Source organism: Belliella filtrata (assembly GCF_022549775.1).
GTDB classification, from domain to species: domain Bacteria; phylum Bacteroidota; class Bacteroidia; order Cytophagales; family Cyclobacteriaceae; genus Belliella; species Belliella filtrata.
The window spans coordinates 1-21,160 of the sequence record NZ_JAKZGP010000022.1 but is presented as its reverse complement, the minus strand read 5'-3'; the positions used below and the strand labels follow the sequence as shown (position 1 = coordinate 21,160).

Sequence of the window (21,160 nt, the reverse complement as noted above, 5' to 3'; positions counted from 1 at the left end):
TATTCCAGACTTGATAGAATGAAAGGATGTGTCCATTTATTTCTTCAACAAATTACCATTTCAGCAGTTGATTGGGTAACTTTGCACCTTATGAATGTAAGCACACCTATTGGGTCAGATACTCTTGACCAACTTGATCCTAAGGAATATATAATTATCAAAAATGCTCGGGTGAATAACCTCAAAGCTTTGAGTGTAGCAATTCCTCGAAACAAGCTAGTGGTCGTGACTGGATTGTCAGGATCTGGAAAATCCTCTCTTGCTTTTGATACATTGTTTGCTGAAGGACAGCGTATGTATGTCGAAAGTCTAAGCTCTTATGCAAGGCAATTTTTGGGAAGAATGGAAAAGCCTGATGTTGAATATATCAAAGGTGTATCCCCAGCAATAGCTATCCAACAAAAAGTGAGTACTAAGAATCCACGATCTACGGTGGGAACCACTACAGAGATTTATGATTATTTGAAATTACTTTTCAGTAGGATAGGGAGGACATACTCACCAGTCAGTGGGGAGGAAGTGAAACATCATACCGTAACTGATGTGGTTGATTTTGTGCATTCATTTGAGGAAGGTGATAGGGTAATGATTTCATGTCCTCTCCAGGTGCTTCAAGATCGAAGCAAAGCCCAAGAGCTAGAGCTACTTTTACAAAAGGGGTTTACTAGGGTGTTGATAGATGGTGAGGTACATTTTGTGGAGGAGCTTATTGCAGAAAAAAAATTACCAAAAGGAACTTATGAAATCCTCATCGATAGAGCGACAGTTCAAAAGGAGGATGAGGATAACAAATTTAGAATAGCAGATTCTATTCAGACGGCTTTTTATGAGGGCCATGGAGAGTGCACCATTCTGATTCCAGATAAGACTAAGCGTACATTTTCGGATAAGTTTGAGCTTGACGGGATGAGTTTTGAGATACCTTCAGTCAATTTTTTCTCTTTCAATAATCCCTTTGGCGCATGCAAAACCTGTGAGGGATTTGGTTCTGTCTTGGGTTTGGACCCAGATTTAATTATTCCTGACAAAACCATGTCCGTATATGAAGGTGCCATTGCGCCTTGGAGGGGAGGGTCTACTGGTAAGTGGCTGGAGCCTTTGGTCAAGAAGGGCATATACTTTGATTTCCCCATTCACAGGGCTTATGAAGACTTGACTACTACTGAGCAAGAGTTGATTTGGACGGGTAATTCCTACTTCAAAGGGCTCAATGATTTTTTCCAAGACCTAGAAAGTAAGACGCACAAGATACAATATAGGGTAATGCTCTCTAGGTTCAGAGGAAGGACGACCTGCCCTGATTGCAGAGGAACAAGGCTACGAAAAGATGCATCTTACGTCAAGATCGCAGATCATTCTATCACAGATGTGGTGCTGATGCCAAATGAGAATGCTTTGCATTTTTTTCAAACTTTAGAACTATCAGCTCAAGATCAAAATGTAGCTTCAAGATTGCTCAAGGAGATCTTAAATAGACTAGAATACATAAACAAGGTGGGGCTCGGCTACCTGACCTTGAACAGGTTGACCTCATCCCTGTCTGGTGGAGAATATCAGCGTATCAAGCTAGCAACATCCTTAGGTTCGGCGCTAGTAGGATCCATGTATATCCTTGATGAGCCAAGTATTGGCCTTCACCCACGCGATACAGATCGGCTGATAGAAGTGTTGAAAAGTCTTAGAGACCTTGGCAATACGGTGATAGTCGTGGAGCATGAGGAGAAAATCATGAAAGCTGCTGATGAAATCATAGATATCGGCCCTGATGCAGGTGTCAAAGGAGGAGAGTTGATGTTTCAAGGCAATCTTGATGAATTGGTGAAATCTTCTTCTACTTATACGGCCAAGTATTTGAAGGGAGAAGAAAAAATCAACATCAAAGAAAAGAATAGAAAATGGAAAGATAGCATCATTGTAAAAGGTGCAAGAGAGAATAACCTGAAGAACTTGACGGTAAAATTTCCTTTGAAAACACTGACAGTAGTCACAGGGGTAAGTGGATCTGGGAAATCCACATTGATCAAAAAAGTTCTCTACCCTGCACTTGGAAAGATGATGGGAACGGTGATAGATGAATCTGGGAAATTTGAAAAGATCGAAGGGGACTATCGTGACATCAGTCAGATAGAATTTGTCGATCAGAATCCAATAGGTAAATCTTCAAGATCCAATCCAGTGACTTATGTTAAAGCTTATGATGCAATCAGAGCACTCTATGCTGACCTGCCTACCTCTAAGCAAAGAGGGTATAAGCCAGCTTTTTTCTCATTCAATGTCGATGGTGGGCGTTGCGAGGCATGTCAAGGAGAAGGAACTGTGACTGTAGAGATGCAGTTTATGGCGGATATACATTTGACCTGTGAGTCGTGTAAGGGAAAAAGGTTCAAAGCTGAGATCCTCGATGCAAAATATAAGGACAAAGATATTTCAGATGTATTGGACTTGACCATAGATGAAGCTATTGATTTTTTTGAGGGTAAGAATCAAATTGTAAACAAGCTTCTACCGCTGCAAGAAGTTGGGTTAGGTTATATTGGCATGGGACAGTCTTCCAATACACTTTCTGGGGGCGAAGCGCAGAGGGTGAAGCTAGCCTCATTTCTAAGTAAAGGAGGAACCAAAGCTGGAGATCATATCTTATTTATTTTTGATGAACCTACCACTGGTCTTCATTTTCATGATATCAAAAAACTACTCTATGCGATCAATGCTCTCATAGAGCAAGGTCATTCTGTGATAGTCATCGAGCACAATACAGAAGTAATCAAATCGGCTGACTGGGTGATAGATCTTGGGCCAGAAGGAGGAGAAAAAGGGGGGCATTTAACCTATGAAGGCACGCCTGAAGATATGGTAGGCTTGCAAGATAATTATACAGCCAAGTACCTTAGAGAGTCTTTTGAAGGGCTTTAGGTATTGATTTTAATGCCTTCTTGGACATTTTATATTAATTTTCATCCTATGGGTAGAGGTGTTATCTTTGCCCCATTAAAAAAACAATAGAAAAATATGCTTGACAAATTACAAGCGCTTAAAGATAGATTTATCGAAGTAGGTCAGCTGATCATCCAGCCAGACGCCATGTCTGATATGGGGAAATACACTAAGCTAACCAAAGAATATAAAGAATTAGAGAAGATAGTCGAGCTACTTGATGAATATACATTGGTATTAGATAATATCAAAAGTTCAAAGGAAATCTTGGAAAACGAAAAAGATCCCGATTTCAGAGAGATGGCAAAGTTGGAGCTTGATGAACTGAGAGCTAAAGAGATCAAGCTTGAAGAGGATCTCAAGCAGCAGTTGATTCCCAAGGATCCAAATGATTCTAAAGATAGTATACTAGAGATTCGAAGTGGAACAGGTGGGGATGAGGCAGCGATTTTTGCTGGCGATCTTTTCAGGATGTATCAGAGATTCTGTGACAAGCAAGGCTGGAAGCTCACTGTGTTGGATTTGACCTTTGGCTCATCTGGTGGATACAAAGAGATCATCAGTACCATTACTGGAGCCGATGTGTATGGGATGATGAAATATGAGTCGGGTGTACACAGGGTACAAAGAGTTCCAGCTACGGAGACACAGGGTAGAGTACATACATCTGCCGCTACAGTAGCTGTCTTGCCAGAGATGGATGATGTGGAGGTGAACATCAATATGAATGAAGTTCGGAAAGATACCTATTGTTCTTCTGGGCCTGGCGGTCAGTCTGTAAACACAACTTATTCGGCTGTGAGATTGACTCATATTCCATCCGGATTGGTAGTGACATGTCAAGATGAAAAGTCCCAAATCAAGAACTTTGAAAAGGCATTGAAAGTGCTTCGCTCTAGACTATATGAAATCGAGCTAGCCAAACACAATGAGGCAGTAGGAGCACAGCGGAAGTCTATGGTAGGAAGTGGAGATAGGTCTGATAAAATCAGAACATACAACTATCCTCAAAGCCGAGTTACAGATCACAGGATTAACAAGACAGTGTATAACTTACCCGATGTCATGGAAGGAAATATCGAAGAGTTTATTTCTGCGCTTCGTTTTGCCGAAAATGTAGAAAAAATGAAATCCTCAGGTATGGAAGATTGATTGGAGGGTGAAGAGAGGTGAGAGATTATAATTTGGACTTGCCTGCTGCGAGCAGGAGCAAGAGTCAAAAACCAAGACATAGAATTTCGTAAAAGAAAATAGAATATAAACAATACCTGCCAACAATAAGTCCTGTAAGGACAACTGGCATATTAGCCCCGGGTTTTAACCCAAGGGAAAAAATAATAACATATAATTATGGGAAAAATTAGGGTAGGATTTGGCTATGATGTCCATCAGCTAAAAGAAGGATATGATTTCTGGCTAGGAGGTATCAAACTCAACCATGAAAAAGGTGCTGTGGGACATTCTGATGCAGATGTACTGATTCATGTGATTTGTGATGCATTGCTTGGAGCGACCAACCTCCGAGACATAGGCTTTCACTTCTCTGACAAAGACCCAAAATATAAGGGTATAGATTCCAAAATTTTACTCAAACAGGTAATGATCCTCATCAGAGAAAAAGGATATGAAGTATCAAATATAGATGCCACCATCTGCCTTCAAACCCCCAAAATCAATCCTTATATTCCAGAAATGAAAAAGTGTCTTGCAGAAGTAATGGACATATCAGAAGAGGATGTCTCTATCAAAGCTACTACGACGGAGTGGTTAGGCTTTGTAGGTAGAGAAGAAGGAGTATCGGCATATAGTGCTGTTTTAGTAGAAAAAAAATAACAATAGCATGTCTAAAGAAATCAAAATCATAACCACTGAAGACGGTTCTCATTCACTTTTCCTACCTGAACTGAATGAAACATATCATTCCTTTCATGGTGCTTACAGAGAATCTATCCATGTTTTTATGCTCTATGGTCTAGAAACGTGGGAAATGAGACACCCTGGAGCCAAGCCCATTAGAATTTTTGAAGTAGGTTTTGGAACTGGGTTGAATGCTTGGCTTGCATTGGTATGGGCAGAACAAAATAAAATCCCTGTGCTCTATCATACCATTGAGCCATACCCTCTTGAAGAATCCGTCTACTCCCAACTTAACTATACCGATATTGATCCTATGATCATGCATTTTAAACCATATTTCAATGCTTTGCATGAAGCATCATGGAATGAGGGAGTTGTAGTTTCAGAATTTTTCAACATGAAAAAAGAGCAGACCACACTTCAAGATGTTGCGCTATACCCTGCTGATGTGGTGTTTTTCGATGCTTTTGCACCAAACAAGCAACCTGAATTGTGGTCTAAAGAAATGCTGGATAAAGTAGTAGACAGCATGAATCCTGAAGGGGTTTTTACGACTTATTGCGCTATGGGTCAGCTGAAAAGAGATCTCAAGTCACTAGGTATGGAGGTAGAAACATTGCCAGGACCTCCAGGGAAAAAAGAAATGACCAGAGCGGTGAAGATTTGATAAGAGGAGTCTACTCCTCTTCCTTCCTTTTTATCAGTGGGAGCTTTTTAGGAGGACGAGATTGCCCAAAACCAAAAGTACCTTTCATGCCCGAAAATGTAGTCCTCCACCAATAGTTAAAGATGAACTTTTCAGTATCTCTAGGTTCATAGATTTGTCCTTTCACTGTGTTTCTTGGGAATTTTCTGGGATTATGACTTTTCAAAGCAAAAGTATTTAATACAAAAGTCAGAATTCTCTTTCTCCCCTTGCCAAGTTCCAAAGTCCGCTCATCAAGCAAATCGACCCGAAGATCATTGTATCGAAGAATCATTTCACCTTTGGCTTCTTTATTGTCAGCTACAAATGACCATTCACCGCCATGTACATGACCTTCTCGGACTTTTACAAAAGCATTTGGCATAAGGATTGGATTGATCAATTCAAAATCAAATGTTCCAATCTCTGCTTGTAAAAACATCTGATAAGGCGCTTGGTAATACATAATCCCTGATAAGCTGATAGGTGCTACATCATTGATCTTCACCTTACCTTTCAAAAAGCTTTGACTCAATTCGAAATCCTCTTTCTCTTTACTTAAGTGGAAAGGAAAAAGAGTAGCATTGAGATCAGAAAAATATATCTCCCCTGGGACCATGCCTTTTTCTGGAAACTCTTCATAGGTGATCTTGCCATTCACAAGCTTTAATGTATCTATCAAAGCATCAAAACCAACTTGCTGCATCAATTCCTGTGGCATCATTTTATACTTTCCCTCTGGTAAAGGAAATCGCTTGTCTCTAAAAATCTGCCCTTCCAAATCCATAACAGCAAGCCCTCCTGCCTTAAGTATTTGTTTGTCTGCCAACAACTTTAAATCAGGTTTTTCTATGACAATTTCAGGGATTTGTAAGTTCATGACATCTATCTCTTGGTTTGCCAATCGGGTATATGCATATTTCCCAAATCTTGGCATAAGACTCACCTGTTGCAATTGGATTTTGTCTTGACTGATCATGGCATATCCGATCTTGAATACATTCATACTATCTTTAGTATAAATCTCATAATCAGGCAAACTGACCTTGAACTCCTTTTTCAACAATGCCGACCTATCAAAGCCAGACATCTCTTCCAAGTCAAGATCGAGGTCTTGAAGGGAGACATTTATTCGGTTGAAAATTTGTGGCTCTTTAGTTGCATTTTTATCATAGAAAGATAGATTTCCATCAACGATCTCAAACTCTTCAATTACTACTCTTTCCAAGATTTGATTCATGTTGTCTCCCACATCAGCATCCGAAGGCGAACTTGAGTCTGCCTTTTCTTCCTCATCTGTAAAGAGCTCAATATCAGGCCTGAAAAGTCTGAATTCTGAAATGACCAAATCCTTATTCACTTGTGCATCTGCCACTGCTTTGGTTTTGATAAGGGCTGTAGGAATATGTCCAGAAATGATTGGAGCACCCGGTTTGCCGTAAAGATTGTGAGGTATAATCCTAAGGTTATTGAGCAAAATCCCTTCATATCTTGTATCTAACTCGACTTTAGAAAAAGTCACCCTATGCACACTATCTGGCAATGTCAGCCAAAATTCATCTATCGACAAAGATAGCCCTCCAAAAAAACCAGAAATATCTCCTTTAGCGAGTGAAGCTGAATCCAACATGAAATCGAATATTGAAAGATCAATACCTGTATCCACCAACTCTCTGGCATGACCATTTTCTCTCATAGAAAGATTGAAATTGGCTTTTTCTGCCATGACAGTATCTATATTGATCAAATTGATCGTCTTTGGTAAGGTTCTGTCTCGTCTCCTTGATCTAGGTTCACTTTCTGAATCATCTACATCTTTGTTGAGCAATAGATTCACAGAAGACCCTGATAATTTCACTTTGTTAAGGTTCAGTTCATTGTCAAACATGAATTTTTCAAGATCAAACCCTGTAAAAGAAAGTGTAGGAATATTGACTGAAATTCTTGTCTTATCGGCAGTCCTCGTGCTTGGTCTTAGCTGTACATTTGATGTAATGATCTCCTCTCGAGCTGTGTTGAAGCTAATCCTATCGGCTACGATATTGTATTTTCCATCTGCTATGCTAAACACATAATTGTTCAGTCCAAGATTTACTTCTTCCGAAAACAAGTTTCCAACTTCTGCTGGAGTAGTATTTTGATCAATGTGAAAATTCTTGACTGCTACTGAGACGTTATCTTCTGAAAAAGTCCTAAGTTTTTCCCTTCCATAGTTCTCATAGTTGAGGCTTCCTCGCTCCAAAATGAGGTGATTCACAGTTACTTCGGTAAAATAAGCCCTTAGTAAATCTAAAATATCCTGTCTATCTACCCTATCCGAATCATCTTTCTCTCTCGGTCCAAAATTATAAATACTGATCTTTGGGGAAGGGACACGTATTTCTTTGATATCAAGATCACCTCTAAAATAAGCACGCTTTAAATCCACTCCAGTTGCCATAAATCTTGGGATGTACAAGTCTATGGCAGTTGACTTATCATAATTTCTTAAATTGGCTTGCAGCTGACCTATCTGAAAAGGTCTGATTGAAAACCCTTCAATCCTCACAATGGAGGACTTTGTATCCAGGTAAAGACTATTGGCTTTAAAAACGTGTAAGTTATCAGACAGTTTTAAGGCGTAATCTTTTAACTCGACTTGTAGGTTTTCCGCGAAAAATATCCCCTTACCATTACGATCAGTGTACTGATCCAGCGCAAATTTCTCCAATACCAAATTCAACTTGCCAAAGGAGAGGCTGTCTTGTCTGATTCTTAAATTATTATCAATGACTAGAGAGCCTTCGTTTACAGCTAGTTTTTCAATATAAATAGCTCGGAGATAATCCCTAGTCAAAGCTTGTAAGTCAAAAGGCTTTTTTTCTACTTCTCGATTTGCTTCTATATCCCTCAAGATGATCTCTGGACTATTGATCATAACAGTAGAAATATCTACTATACCTTCATTATAGATTTTTTTTAAATTTGATTTCTCAATCCTGATCTCAGGCACATCGATCTCAAAAATCGTCTCATCGTCAACAGAGTCAGCTTCATCAGTAGGCACAATCTTCACATTGCGCATGAGAATCTCATCCTCAAAAGAAGACAGTGACACATGCTCTCCAACAAACTTGTGGAGTTGATCTCCCAGTGACAGTTCAACCCCTTGCAGTACCAAAGCAGCATTTTCTGCAAAGAAAAACTGATCTTGGGTGAGCTTATTGTCTGGGCCAATGTACACATTTTGCATTTCGAAATCTATACGATCAGACTTGATACGTGGTTTATCAATCTCTCCTACCACTGTTTGGGTGAACTTACCTTCCTCAATTTCTAAACTTTCCACTTGAATAGCTTTCAATATCCCTTCTATAAGGGCATAAAGCTCAAAACTATCTTGATTACTGGCTTCCACTCTATCTTTAGAGTTAAAAAGGTGAAAGACAGGCTTGTATAGTCGCAAAGACCCAACATCTACTTCTGTCGTGTAAAACACTTTATTAATATCTGCGTCACCAACCTGAAGATCATTTAGGTGTACCTGAAAATAGGTGCTTGATTTTTTCGAAAAATCAGGAGAGATTGAGACATTTTTAGCCTTGATAAACTGCTCTATCGAAGATACGTGAACTTCTGATGCTTTGATATTGTGCACGCTATCTGCTAGAAGGATTTCAAAATTGTCTAAATCAATAGAAAACCCTGCTGCATTCAGTGGTGTCTGTGGAGATCTATCTTGCAATAACTGAATATCCTTAACTAGAATGTCTGCATGATCAATTTTAATAGATTTCTGTGAAATGAAATTCTTTAAAAGTAAATCAGCCTCCTTCACCACTAATGACTTTACTCGGATTTCTTTCAAGCCCATTTCTCCAAAGCTCTTTCTGATTTCTTCTTCTAAAAGTTGTAATGGCGATTTTTCTCCGCTCTCTTGCAATGATTCTACATCTTCGATCAGCCTGAACTCAATGGAGGGATTACTAAGTGCCACCATGCCTATTTGAAACTCGCGCTTTCTGAAAGCGTAAAACAGGCGGGTCAGTGAAATCTTTGGGACTTCGATTTTGTAATAAGGGACATCGGGCATATCCACAAAAGCCTCCTCAACAGGAATCAACTTGAAACCCTCAAAAATTAATCCTCGCTGAAACAAAGAAACATAGAACCTGTCAAAATCAACCTCATACTTTTGTTCAGAAGCTTGGCTTACTTTGTTCTTTAGGTAGTTTCGGAGAAAAAAATCGGAACTAAAATAAATCACCATTTGCAAGACTAATAAGACAAGCACAGTAATCCCTAAAGGCTTCACATATTTAAGCCATCTAGGATTTTTTAGTCTGTTATTAGGAGTCGTTGTTTCGTCCATAAATGGTTTTCTAGCAATAAAAATAAGTCAATTCCCGCACAATTGCTGAATACATCCTCAAGATATAAAAAGAATCATGATTATCCTGCTTTCAAAACTTGATTTGGTCAATCTAACGATTGAAACACATAAGTGGTTACTTGATACATGAATTCATCCATTGAGTATTTCGCTATCAGACAAACAAAAGAATATTTCGTGCTTGGCAAAATCATTTGAATACAAAGCTCTGGTAAATAAAAAAAGCTATGAAATACAATTTCATAGCTTAGTCAATTAACAATAAACCCAAAATAACCTGCTGAATTGATAAGGAATCGAACCTCTTTTCTATATGGAGAACCGTGACCAGCTCACTTCAATCAGTTCAGAAATAACTTTTTTATCTCTGATTTCTTTTACAAATATACGAACCAAATTTTATTCTTGAAAATTTCACAAGAAAATAGCTAAAAATTTACATTATATTTAATTTTAGGTCTTAAAATTTACAAAGTTAAAAATTGTAACGATTGCGAAAATTCATTTTTTGAAAACTTCATAATGTAAGTTCAGTTTCCTCTTAGAAAATCCTTAAAATCAGGGCTTAATATTAACAATATGTTTGCTGTTTATTGGAAATATTTTCAAATTATCAAAAACAGAAGAAAAAATCAGCCATAAGAAACCTGATTCACTTAAAATTCTGAAATTCATCAATTCTCATACACAACATATTGCCTCCACTTCTCTAGCACTGCAGCAAAGTCTTCAGAAAGTGGGATTTCAAAATACATTTTCTCTTTGGTGGCAGGGTGAATGAAACCCAAGGAAGTCGCGTGAAGTGCTTGTCTCGGCATCAAAGCAAAACAGTTTTTGATAAAAGAAGTGTATTTAGAAAACTGTGTACCTTTTCTGATTTTATCACCTCCATACATGGCATCATTGAAAAGTGGATGACCCAAATGCTTCATGTGTGCGCGTATCTGATGTGTTCTTCCTGTTTCTAAGTTACACTTTATCAAGGATACATACCTCAACCTTTCCATTACTTCAAAATGCGTCACAGCGTGTTTTCCTTGACTTCCATCTGGATATGCACTCATCACTTTCCTATCCTTGGCACTTCTTCCAACATGGGCATTGACCGTACCTTGATCTTCTGCTAGCTCACCCCAGACCAAAGCCAAGTAAGTTCGCTCAATGGTGTGGTGAAAAAACTGATTAGCCAAATCAGACATGGCCATTTCAGATTTTGCGATTACCAAAAGCCCAGAGGTATCTTTGTCTATTCGATGAACTAAACCTGGTCTTCCAGAGTTTCCAGGTAGCTCAGGAAGCTGTTTGAAATGATACGCTAGTGCATTGACCAGTGTCCCTGTCCAATTGCCATGAGCAGGGTGTACCACCATGCCTGCAGGTTTGTTCACGATCAATAGGTGATCATCTTCATAGATGATGTCAAGAGGAATATTTTCTGCTACCAGTTCACCATCTCTGATCGGCTCCTGAAGATAGACTTTGATCTCATCCTGTGGCTTAATTTTATAATTTGTCTTGACTTTACCTCCATTCACAGTAATGTGTCCAGCTTCTATCGCGCTTTGAACTCTATTGCGGGTGGTGTTGGGCAACTTATCCGTCAAAAATTTATCAATCCTGATCAAAGACTGTTTTTTGTCTATAGTAATATGGTGAAGCTCAAAAAGCGCTATCTCTTCCTCATCAAATTGATCATTGTATATTTCCTCTGCCATAAGACAAAAGTAAGGCTAGTTTGATAAAGTTTCGGATATTTGGGGGATAAAATAATTGCCCATGCTAGATCCACAGGAAATCACCAATGAACAGCTGCATCACCCACTTTGGGAAAACCAAGAAATCAGCATATCTATAAAAAGGCTTGACCTGGTTCATCCTTTGGCTTCAGGCAATAAATTTTTCAAGCTCAAATACAACTTAGAAGCTGCAAAGTCCGAACAGAAAACGCGCATCTTAACCTTTGGTGGTGCATACTCAAATCATATCTACGCTACTGCGGCAGCATGTCAAGCTGAAGGCTTTCATGCGATTGGCATTATCAGAGGAGAGGCTCATCACCCGCTAAACCCAACCCTTCAAGCCGCTTCAGCTATGGGAATGCAGCTTGAATATATAGATAGAGAAAAATACAGACAGAAAAGAGAGTATGCTTTCCAGAATCAGTTAAAGGGAAAATACGGGGATTGCTACATCTTGCCAGAAGGAGGCACCAATGCTTTTGCCATCCAAGGGACTGCTGAGATACTTACTGAAAATGATCAGGAATTCACTCATGTATGCGCAGCTGTAGGTACTGGAGGCACATATGCAGGTATTGCAAAATCTATTCTTGAACATCAGTCTCTCCTTGGCTATTCCAGTCTCAAGGGAGATTTTATCCATAAAGAAATTAAAGATTTACTAGCCAAACATCACATCAAGCCTTTGGGGCAAGCTTCTGTGATAGACTCCTACCACTTTGGAGGCTATGGCAAGGTCAAGCCAGAGCTCATTGACTTTGTGAGGTGGTTTTATAAAGAATTCCACATCCCAATAGAGCCAATTTATACAGGAAAGATGATTTTTGGAATCATAGATCAACTACAAAAAAATGAATTTCCGAAAGGCTCAAAGATCCTCATCCTACACACTGGCGGCTTGCAAGGATTAGCGGGTTTCAATAGCCAGAATGGAACATCACTTCCTTTATAAAGACTCTTTGAGCTGATAGCGGTCTTCTATTTCTTGAGGAATGATCTCTAAGACGTTAGCCAAAACTAGTCGGATCAATGTCTTTGACGCTAGAAAACGTGGAAGTTTAGCCAAGGAAGCATATTGTTTCAAAGTCAAAGTCTCATGCTCTTCAAGTGCTTGCATAAGTATTGTTTCTTTCTTTCCATAGGTAAAGACTATATCCTTTTGGAACTTTCCTTTTCTGAGTATTTCCCAGACTTCTTTACTAGCCTGAACGGTTCTATCTGCTACGCGGATAAATGCCCTCTTTCTATTTCCTTCAAGGATATAGTGTGGTCTCTGATCAGATCTTGAGACAGAAAATACCGCTACACCTCTTTTTTCATTAAGCTTAAAAAGTGCTACTTCATATTCCAAAAGAGGGAAAACATGTTCTTTTATGGCTTTTTCCATCACAAAGACCTCTTCTTCTATAAACCTTTGCCCTGAAACAGTGCCATCATCATCTACGCCAAGAAGCAAGACTCCACCAGCTGTATTGGCAAAAGCAATCAATTCCCGCACTATCTTGTCTGGGTGCGCAGCTTTTTTTTTGAACTCCACAGTCAAACCTTCCCCCTGACTAGCCCATCTCTGAATATCTTGAAGCGTCATGATATGGTTGATTCTATATGTTATAAAATGAAAAGTGCTTATACTCCTCTCTCTAAATCTGCAAGCCTGTTTTTCATACCTTGCCATTCGTCTCTTAAACGAGCTGCTTCCATGAAATTAAGCTCCTTGGCCGCCTTCTCCATTTGCTTTTGGGTTGCAGCGATTAGTTTTTCTAATTTGTCCTTGCTCAAATATTGCAAGATCGGATCAGCAGCTGCCAATAGTTGAGCATCTTGACTTTCGGCATAAACTTTTGCATTTCTCTTACTATCAGCCACCTTGGTCTGTCCCATAATTTTCTCTCTGGACTTGATGACAGTCTTGGGTGTAATGCCATGCTTTTCATTGTACTCCATTTGGAGCGCTCTTCTTCTCTTGGTTTCGTCTATAGCCAGGCGCATAGAGTCAGTGACTTTATCTGCATACATGATAACCTTTCCTTCGGAATTTCTAGCAGCTCTACCTATAGTCTGTACCAAGCTACGCTCATTCCGAAGGAAGCCTTCTTTATCAGCATCCAAGATCGCCACCAAAGAAACTTCTGGCAAATCCAAACCTTCTCTAAGCAAATTGACACCAACCAACACATCAAAAACTCCCAACCTCAACTCCCTCAGAATCTCCACGCGATCCAAGGGCTTCACTTCGGAGTGTATGTACCTACTCCTTACCCCAGCGCGCTCGAGGTACTTTTGAAGCTCTTCTGCCATCCTTTTGGTCAAAGTTGTCACCAGTACCCTTGCATCCGTTTTGATCGTTTGATCGATTTCCTCTAATAGATCATCAATCTGATTTGCGCTAGGGCGTACGTCTATTACAGGATCGAGCAATCCAGTAGGGCGGATAATCTGCTCTACTACTACGCCTTCAGTCCTTGCCAACTCGTAATCCGCTGGAGTTGCACTTACATAAATCACTTGATTAGTAAGGTCCTCAAACTCATCAAATTTCAAAGGTCTATTGTCAAGGGCAGAAGGTAATCGAAACCCATACTCTACCAAGTTGACTTTTCTGGACCTATCTCCACCCCACATGGCTCTCACCTGAGGTACTGTGACGTGACTTTCGTCTATTACCAAAAGGTAATCATCTGGAAAATAATCTAGTAAACAGAATGGACGTGTTCCTGGCATTCTCCTATCAAAATACCGTGAATAATTCTCTACTCCAGAGCAATAACCCAGCTCTCTAATCATTTCCAAGTCAAATTCTGTCCGCTCTCTCAACCGCTTTGCCTCAATCAACTTCATGTCTTTTTCAAAAAATGAAACTTGAGCCATCATATCGTCTTGAATCTCATGTATCGCGGTATCTATCACATCTCTACCCGTGACAAACAAGTTTGCAGGGAAAATTGATATTATCTTCTCGTCAGATATTTTGGTCCCAGAAGCGGGATCTACTCGCTGAATAGCCTCAATCTCATCCCCCCAAAAGAATATTCTGTATGCAAAATCAGCATAAGCCACAAAGACATCGACTGTGTCGCCTTTGACCCTAAAAGTCCCATGAGTCAAATCAACATTGGTTCTGGAATATAGGATGTCAACCAGTTTGAAAAGTAATTGATTTCTTGGTATGCGATCTCCTTCTTGGAGTCTGATAACATTTTTTCCAAACTCCTCTGGATTCCCTATACCATAAATACAGGAGACCGAGGCTACTACGATCACATCCCTTCTTCCAGAAAGTAATGCTGAGGTAGCACTTAATCTGAGTTTTTCAATTTCTTCATTTATTGAAAGGTCTTTTTCGATGTAAGTACCACTGGTCGGAATAAATGCCTCAGGTTGATAATAATCGTAATAGGAGATAAAATACTCTACAGCATTGTCAGGAAAAAACTGCTTGAACTCCCCATAAAGCTGAGCCGCAAGGGTCTTGTTGTGACTTAAAACCAAAGTGGGCTTCTGCACTTGCTGAATTACATTGGCTACTGTGAAAGTCTTACCTGAACCAGTTACCCCAAGCAAAACTTGTGAAGGGTCGCCTTGATTGAGCCCGTGTACCAGCTGTTTGATTGCAGCTGGTTGATCACCTGTTGGTTTATACTCTGATTGTAAGTTAAAGTCCATTTTTTATTATGATTAGCCTTACATAACATGATAATGATTGCAATAGTTTACCATCAATAGATTATTCTATTGGTTCGCTATCTCTTGAATGTTTCTATGTTATAATACAGAAAATTTGTCCTTAATATCACCACAAGCAAAATCGGAATCAAGCTTGGATGGAATGATTGCCAACCTAAGATCCAAAAAACTACAGCTGCATCTGCCATGATCAATGCAAACATCAAATACCTTTTTAGCCAAGGAAGGACCTCTTTTTTAAGCAAAGCAAATACAAGTACCAGGTGCATAGGAAATGCCCATAGGATATTCCAGTTCCACTTAGTCTGTGAATGAAAGGTCAAAAACCATAGAACAAAAATCAACAAACCAAGCAAACCAAGGACACCAAATAAGGTAACATCAAAACCAATATAAAGCCGTCTCCTTTTGTAACCCAAAAAGGTGATAATCATGAAAATGATAGCTACTAGCCACATAACTATAAAGGGATTGAACAATGAAGCAGAGGCCGCTTGCTGAGGGAATTGAAGTACTGGCTGAGATGCTTGTGCCAAAGCTCGGGTAGGACCATCGCCTTCTATTTGAGCCCTCGCAAATGCTGCCTCCATGTACACTGGCAAGAATTGTTTTTCTCGCTCTGTGGCTTTTGCATCGATTACAGATCCTAAGGCTAGATCAATGCCTAAATCATACCAAGGAAGTGGGTGAATGCATTCATCTATCAACTCTCGAAAGGTCTGTTCTTGCGGATCATCGGGATCATTCCACACCAATTGCTTACCCAAGACTTCCTCAAACAAATCTCTGACGCGAGTAGCACAATTATCATAGAAAAAATCATATCTATATAATCTATTTTCAGGCAAAGCATTTATTTTCAAAAACTTAATCACATTTTCCTTTTGCACATCATTGAGGTTTAGGATTTGCTCTCTGACCCCGCGTTGAAAATATTGGTATTCATATAAAAATCGCTCATAGGTAGTCACACTCAGCATATAATCTAAAGTTCGCTGGGTAAACTTGATCACGAAAAAAGGGGCGTCAAAGTCAAAGGTTCCATAATTATACACCAAGTCTTCACCAGTTTCCTGATCTAGCACACGAATAGCACTATGACCAAATACAGAATATATTTGATCTCCAGGGTCACAAGTGAGCAAACTAATCTGCACATTTTGAGCATTTACATAAATTATATTGGCAAATAAAAGTGAGAAAACTATCAAGATTTTCTTAAACATTGGGTTCATTTTATTTATATTTAAGTCAGGTCTAAATAATTTTTGAATTTTTGGTTTTATAGTAAAGCAAACCAATATGGTATGCTACTTTTATCAAATACGAATGTAAAGGATTATCTTGTTAATTCTTTGCAGTATGATTATTCATGTTTCTGTTTTTGGGCAAATTGCTTTACAAGCTGGAGATTTTAGGACAATTGCATCAGGAGATTTTGACAATCCAGCCATTTGGGTAACTTGGTGTGGGACAGCATGGACAGCAGCTGTTCAAAAACCAGAGATAGGAAACAATATCTTTATCGACTTCCAAAATTAAGTTAGAATCACCGGAAAAGAGTCTGTCAATAGTGTTTTTCTGAACGCAGAAGTTTCTACAGGTCGCAAGCTTAATTTTCAGACTTACGATCTGAATGTATTTGGTTCATTGATTTTAAAGGCTCGATCTGGTGCAGACTATGTATTTCTTTCAAAATCACCAGGTTTACTATCATTAAATGATTGGATATATCCTATCACAGGAAGGATTGTATTTAGAGGAACAAGCAGAACAATAGTAACAAATACTTCATGGAGTGCACAAAATGACCAAAGCAAATTCACCGCAGTTTTTGATCCAGATCCTGAGCAAATTCTCACAGTTAATGCTCCATTCAAATCAACGGGCTTTATTATTCAATCTGGCACTATAATACAAACTAACTGTTCAATTTTTTCATTTAACTCTAATATTGCTCCAACTGGTCCATTTGGTGAGTTTGTTCTTGAATCAGGAGCTACACTTATATCAAATGCTTTGACTACGAGTAATCCAATCATCCGATTGTCAGGAACAAGACCGGTTTCACTTCTTTACAAAAATGGCGCAAACCTAATCCTTAGAGGCCAAACCCCATACATTGAGGCAGCTTCTGTATTGTTGGAAGGTACTATTGTATATGGACGAAGTTTAGGTTAACAACTGATGATGCAGTCATCCATGGCAAGTACCCAAAATCCTACAAACTACCACAACCTTTCATTTGCGAATGGTGCTAAAAAAGTTCTGAGGCCCCCACTAGCTGCCTCTTGGAATCTTAGTCTTATCTCAGGCCCAATACCTCAAGAATCAACAGGTGGAACTGGAAGCTCTAACCAACAAATGAATGCCTGGCCACTAGACCTCACTAACATCACTATCAATAAACCATCAGGAACTGTTCGCTTAGATAATGATCTTCGATTCAAAAATAACTTCACTATGACCTCTAGTAGATTAGACTTTGGCAGTAATGGCCTATTTATCAACACAGTAGCAACAGGTAATTATATTTTTGCAAACAGAAGTTGGCGTAATCTAGCAAATCTGCACTACAATCAAATTCCCCATACGCTAACGGCTGTGAATGCGACCTTCCAGTTTGAAGATAGGTGTCAGGGAGGAATCAGATCGGTACAGCTACTTGGTGATTCCCCAGGTGGTGGCATGCAGATCAGCTACACAGATATACCAGGCTCAAACTGAGATCCAAATTTCAACCACTAGTAGCAGCTCCTCAGTGCTCATAATGCGCATCTCTGCGGACAACTTGATAGTAGATAATGTAGACGATTTGAGAATCACTGCAAGTGGCCAAGCAGCAGAGGGAACACGCCTGACTGGACAAGCACCGCTTTGGGCACCTGGGAACCTAGTGTTTGGAGATTTGGATTAGAACATATTCACGATAGGAAGTTATAGGGTTTTATCCATAATGCCTGAGCAGTGGGTTAGCATCAATGGATCTCAAGAGAGGGGTACAGTCACCATATCTTGGCAAGTCGCCCAAGAAAGCAACAATAAGTTATTTGAAGTAGAAGAATCGAAAGATAATGTCTTGAATTTTGAAAAAGTAGGAGAAACTCCAAGCCTAGGAGATTCTGATAGTTTGCGCACATATCATCTTCATTCACAGCGAAATACAGCAGTTTGATGAGATATTATAGAATAAAGCAAGTTGACGAATATGGAGATTACTCTTATAGCAGTGTCTTTAAAATCACTGGCCAAGGGAAAAACCAAGAAAAGCCAATAGTTTACCCAAACCCATTGACAAAGCAAAACACTTTACAAGTACAGCTCCCCGCACACTTTGATCAAGGTCGTACAAATATAATGCTGATCGATCCCCTTGGAGAAGTGATACAGGAAAGCTCAGGCACCTCCTTCCAAAACCATCTGGGTCAAAAAACTTTAAAACCAGTCCTATACCTTATCCAAATTCAAAATGGTTGTGAGATAGTGGTTGAGAAGTTGTGGGTAAGGTGATAGAATTACAAGTTACAGCAATACTCATTGGTAATGGTTTTATCTTTTTTATCCATATTTTAAACCAGCCATAAAATAAGTTAGAATTAAGATTGAGTAACATAAAGATTGACTTATTTTAGTTTATATAATCATAAATCAACCAATGGCTCGTTTAAATATATACTTTTTAATTCTTCTGTTTTGTTCAAATTTCTTAGTAGGTTTCTTATATGGGCAAGCTCCCTTTGACATTTATAAAAGTAAAATTTCCCATGTCCCAGATATATACAATGGAGGAGAATATGTCCCGTACCCAAACAGCTTTATTGGCCATCCATTTTATGAAACAAATGAATTTAATTTTTCTAATATCAAATTCAATGGTATAGAATATAATTCCATATCAGTATTGTACGATATAGAAAGACAGTATTTGGTTGCACTAAACCCAACACATGCTAAACAAGTAATAATACCTCCAAACAAGACCAATGAGTTTATATTACTTTTCAAAAATCAAAAGGTGAAATTCGTGAATATAAATAGCCTTATAGAAGATGGCAATGAAGGCTCAATGTTTCTCGAAGAGGTGGTGTTTGGATATCTTTATGTTTTGCATAGAAAAAATCGTCAAAGAGAAATAAAAGATCTTGAGAGAAATACGCGCTTCGATTCTTATGAAAGCTATTTTCTGCTAAAAGAAAATGGTCTAATACAGCTTCAAGGGAAAAATGCACCATTCAAAAACCTAAATATTAACAAATCTATGGTGAAGAAAAATCTAAAGGATAATGGTTTGAAATATAGAAAAAGTAAAAAATCATATTACAAAGCAATAATCGAGATTTTCCAAAACTCATTGGCTGATGAATAAAAATTCTCTTCTTACAATACTCCTCTCATTAATCATTAATTTGAATACTTTTTGTCAAACAGGTGGAAATCAAAACAGGAGTATCACTGGGGTTTTTATAGGTAAGTCCTTCGGTGAGTTTGCAAATACTGTAAGTAATATTACACCCTACACCTTTTACTATATTGAAGAAGATGTTAAGGATTTAAAAGTAAATCTGCAATTGGAAGACAGTAACATTAGAGAAGTTTTATATATAATTTTTGAAAAGACTGATTTAAAATTCTCCATAGACAATGAAAATAGGGTATTTATCACTAAAGGAACTCCTCTTAACTTAAGATTAAGCTCATCCTTCTTTATACAAACTGACAGTATTGACAATGGTCTGAAAATTAAAGATATAGATAGGAGTTATAGTAGAAACAAACTTTATGTAATAGGAGAGTCGCATAATCAAATAGACACAGTTGAGATTTCTGGAAGTGTGTTTGGGTATGACACAGGAAATTCAATACCTGGCGCTGTGATTTACGACCAAAGCAGAACAATCAGCACGATTACAAATTCATATGGAGAGTTTAGTATTAAACTACCCTCTGGAAGAAACACATTGTTTATACAAAACCTTGGAGGTGTTACTGAAAGAAGGCTAGTTCAACTTTATAATAGTGGGAGATTAGATTTAGAGATTGAAGAGAACATCATCAGCATGGATGAATTTCTGCTAATGTCGGAAAGAAATGCGAATATAGGAAGAACAGAGATGGGTGTTCAAAACCTTAATATATCATCTATAAAAAAAATTCCCGCTGTACTAGGGGAAGTTGACATCATTAGAGGAGTTCTTTCACTACCAGGAGTACAAACAGTCGGTGAAGCTAGTGTAGGGTTCAATGTGAGAGGAGGAGGGGCAGATCAGAATTTGATTCTTTACAACCACTCTACAATTTACAACCCATCCCATTTATTCGGAATGTTTTCAGCTTTCAACTCAGACGTAATAACTGATGTTGATCTTTATAAGGCAGGTCTACCCGCAGAGTATGGCGGTAGATTGTCATCACTCTTAAGGGTCAGTGGGACATATGGGAATAAAGAAAAAATTAAAGTAAATGGTGGAATTGGATTGCTGACTGGACGATTAAGTATTGATGGCCCTATTGGCAAAAATACCACATTTGCTATAGGTTTGCGGTCTACCTATTCAGACTGGCTATTAAATTTTTTAGAAGAAAACACTTCCTTCAGTAATGGGAGAGCAAATTTTCATGATTTCAATTTTAACCTTGCTCACAACATCAACGATAAACATTCACTTAGACTAAATGCATATCGAAGTAAAGACGGATTTCAATTTGATGCTGATACATTGTTTAGCTACGAAAATTTAAATTATAATGCATCATGGGTATACTCAGCAATTCCGATTTTAAATAATTGAAGTAGTTTGATCAATTTGCTTTAGAAAATAGACATAGGATTCCCATGACCCTGTTTCCAGGGAATTCTTTTTTTTAATTAAACCAGTTTTTGTGTTTTTG

18 protein-coding genes are annotated in these 21,160 nt (G+C 38.6%); 13 read left to right on the top strand and 5 right to left on the bottom strand.

Features of this window, described 5'->3' with window-relative positions; translation table 11 throughout:
* The first annotated feature begins 90 nt into the window (after positions 1-90).
* The 4 genes from uvrA (at position 91) to mnmD (ending at position 5,458) form a co-directional block, all read left to right on the top strand.
* Positions 91-2,913: an excinuclease ABC subunit UvrA gene (gene uvrA / locus MM239_RS10050; protein ID WP_241348105.1), complete on the top strand. Its 2,823-nt coding sequence runs from the start codon at positions 91-93 to the stop codon at positions 2,911-2,913.
* Positions 2,914-3,009: 96 nt separating this feature from the next.
* Entirely contained in the window at positions 3,010-4,086 is a 1,077-nt protein-coding gene (gene prfA / locus MM239_RS10045; RefSeq protein ID WP_241348060.1) for a peptide chain release factor 1, read from the top strand.
* A gap of 198 nt (positions 4,087-4,284) precedes the next feature.
* The gene (gene ispF / locus MM239_RS10040) at positions 4,285-4,767 is read left to right on the top strand and encodes a 2-C-methyl-D-erythritol 2,4-cyclodiphosphate synthase (RefSeq protein ID WP_241348059.1); all 483 of its coding nucleotides are present in this window, start codon (positions 4,285-4,287) and stop codon (positions 4,765-4,767) included.
* Between the two features lie 7 nt (positions 4,768-4,774).
* Entirely contained in the window at positions 4,775-5,458 is a 684-nt protein-coding gene (gene mnmD / locus MM239_RS10035; RefSeq protein WP_241348058.1) for a tRNA (5-methylaminomethyl-2-thiouridine)(34)-methyltransferase MnmD, read from the top strand.
* 10 nt (positions 5,459-5,468) lie between these two features.
* Here the strand turns inward: mnmD and MM239_RS10030 are convergent, their stop codons facing one another.
* Together MM239_RS10030 and MM239_RS10025 are read right to left on the bottom strand one after the other, a co-directional pair.
* Positions 5,469-9,827, bottom strand: coding sequence for a hypothetical protein (locus MM239_RS10030; protein ID WP_241348057.1), 4,359 nt, complete (start codon positions 9,825-9,827; stop codon positions 5,469-5,471).
* Positions 9,828-10,522: 695 nt separating this feature from the next.
* Positions 10,523-11,563, bottom strand: coding sequence for an RluA family pseudouridine synthase (locus MM239_RS10025; protein WP_241348056.1), 1,041 nt, complete (start codon positions 11,561-11,563; stop codon positions 10,523-10,525).
* A gap of 61 nt (positions 11,564-11,624) precedes the next feature.
* On the opposite strand from MM239_RS10025, the gene MM239_RS10020 reads away from it, so the two are divergent.
* Positions 11,625-12,539: a 1-aminocyclopropane-1-carboxylate deaminase/D-cysteine desulfhydrase gene (locus tag MM239_RS10020; protein ID WP_241348055.1), complete on the top strand. Its 915-nt coding sequence runs from the start codon at positions 11,625-11,627 to the stop codon at positions 12,537-12,539.
* On the opposite strand, the gene MM239_RS10015 is transcribed toward MM239_RS10020, so the two are convergent.
* From MM239_RS10015 to MM239_RS10005, 3 genes are all read right to left on the bottom strand, one after another.
* Positions 12,534-13,175, bottom strand: a complete 642-nt coding sequence (locus MM239_RS10015; protein WP_241348054.1) for an AlbA family DNA-binding domain-containing protein — start codon at positions 13,173-13,175, stop codon at positions 12,534-12,536. The genes MM239_RS10020 and MM239_RS10015 overlap by 6 nt on opposite strands.
* 38 nt (positions 13,176-13,213) lie before the next feature.
* Positions 13,214-15,250: an excinuclease ABC subunit UvrB gene (gene uvrB / locus MM239_RS10010; RefSeq protein WP_241348053.1), complete on the bottom strand. Its 2,037-nt coding sequence runs from the start codon at positions 15,248-15,250 to the stop codon at positions 13,214-13,216.
* A gap of 77 nt (positions 15,251-15,327) precedes the next feature.
* Positions 15,328-16,506: an Lnb N-terminal periplasmic domain-containing protein gene (locus MM239_RS10005; protein ID WP_241348052.1), complete on the bottom strand. Its 1,179-nt coding sequence runs from the start codon at positions 16,504-16,506 to the stop codon at positions 15,328-15,330.
* Between the two features lie 127 nt (positions 16,507-16,633).
* On the opposite strand from MM239_RS10005, the gene MM239_RS10000 reads away from it, so the two are divergent.
* The 8 genes from MM239_RS10000 (at position 16,634) to MM239_RS09965 (ending at position 21,060) form a co-directional block, all read left to right on the top strand.
* Positions 16,634-16,813: a hypothetical protein gene (locus tag MM239_RS10000; RefSeq protein WP_241348051.1), complete on the top strand. Its 180-nt coding sequence runs from the start codon at positions 16,634-16,636 to the stop codon at positions 16,811-16,813.
* 108 nt (positions 16,814-16,921) lie between these two features.
* Positions 16,922-17,452: a hypothetical protein gene (locus MM239_RS09995; protein ID WP_241348050.1), complete on the top strand. Its 531-nt coding sequence runs from the start codon at positions 16,922-16,924 to the stop codon at positions 17,450-17,452.
* Positions 17,453-17,458: 6 nt separating this feature from the next.
* Positions 17,459-17,998, top strand: coding sequence for a hypothetical protein (locus tag MM239_RS09990; RefSeq protein WP_241348048.1), 540 nt, complete (start codon positions 17,459-17,461; stop codon positions 17,996-17,998).
* A gap of 43 nt (positions 17,999-18,041) precedes the next feature.
* On the top strand, positions 18,042-18,188 hold the full coding sequence (locus MM239_RS09985) for a hypothetical protein (RefSeq protein ID WP_241348046.1): 147 nt from the start codon (positions 18,042-18,044) through the stop codon (positions 18,186-18,188).
* A gap of 39 nt (positions 18,189-18,227) precedes the next feature.
* Positions 18,228-18,446, top strand: coding sequence for a hypothetical protein (locus MM239_RS09980; RefSeq protein WP_241348045.1), 219 nt, complete (start codon positions 18,228-18,230; stop codon positions 18,444-18,446).
* Entirely contained in the window at positions 18,446-18,781 is a 336-nt protein-coding gene (locus MM239_RS09975) for a T9SS type A sorting domain-containing protein (RefSeq protein ID WP_241348044.1), read from the top strand. Before MM239_RS09980 ends, MM239_RS09975 begins: the two co-directional genes overlap by 1 nt.
* Before the next feature lie 145 nt (positions 18,782-18,926).
* The gene (locus MM239_RS09970; RefSeq protein WP_241348043.1) at positions 18,927-19,637 is read left to right on the top strand and encodes a hypothetical protein; all 711 of its coding nucleotides are present in this window, start codon (positions 18,927-18,929) and stop codon (positions 19,635-19,637) included.
* Positions 19,630-21,060, top strand: coding sequence for a carboxypeptidase-like regulatory domain-containing protein (locus MM239_RS09965; protein WP_241348042.1), 1,431 nt, complete (start codon positions 19,630-19,632; stop codon positions 21,058-21,060). The genes MM239_RS09970 and MM239_RS09965 overlap by 8 nt, the downstream gene beginning before the upstream one ends.
* Positions 21,061-21,160: the final 100 nt, after the last annotated feature.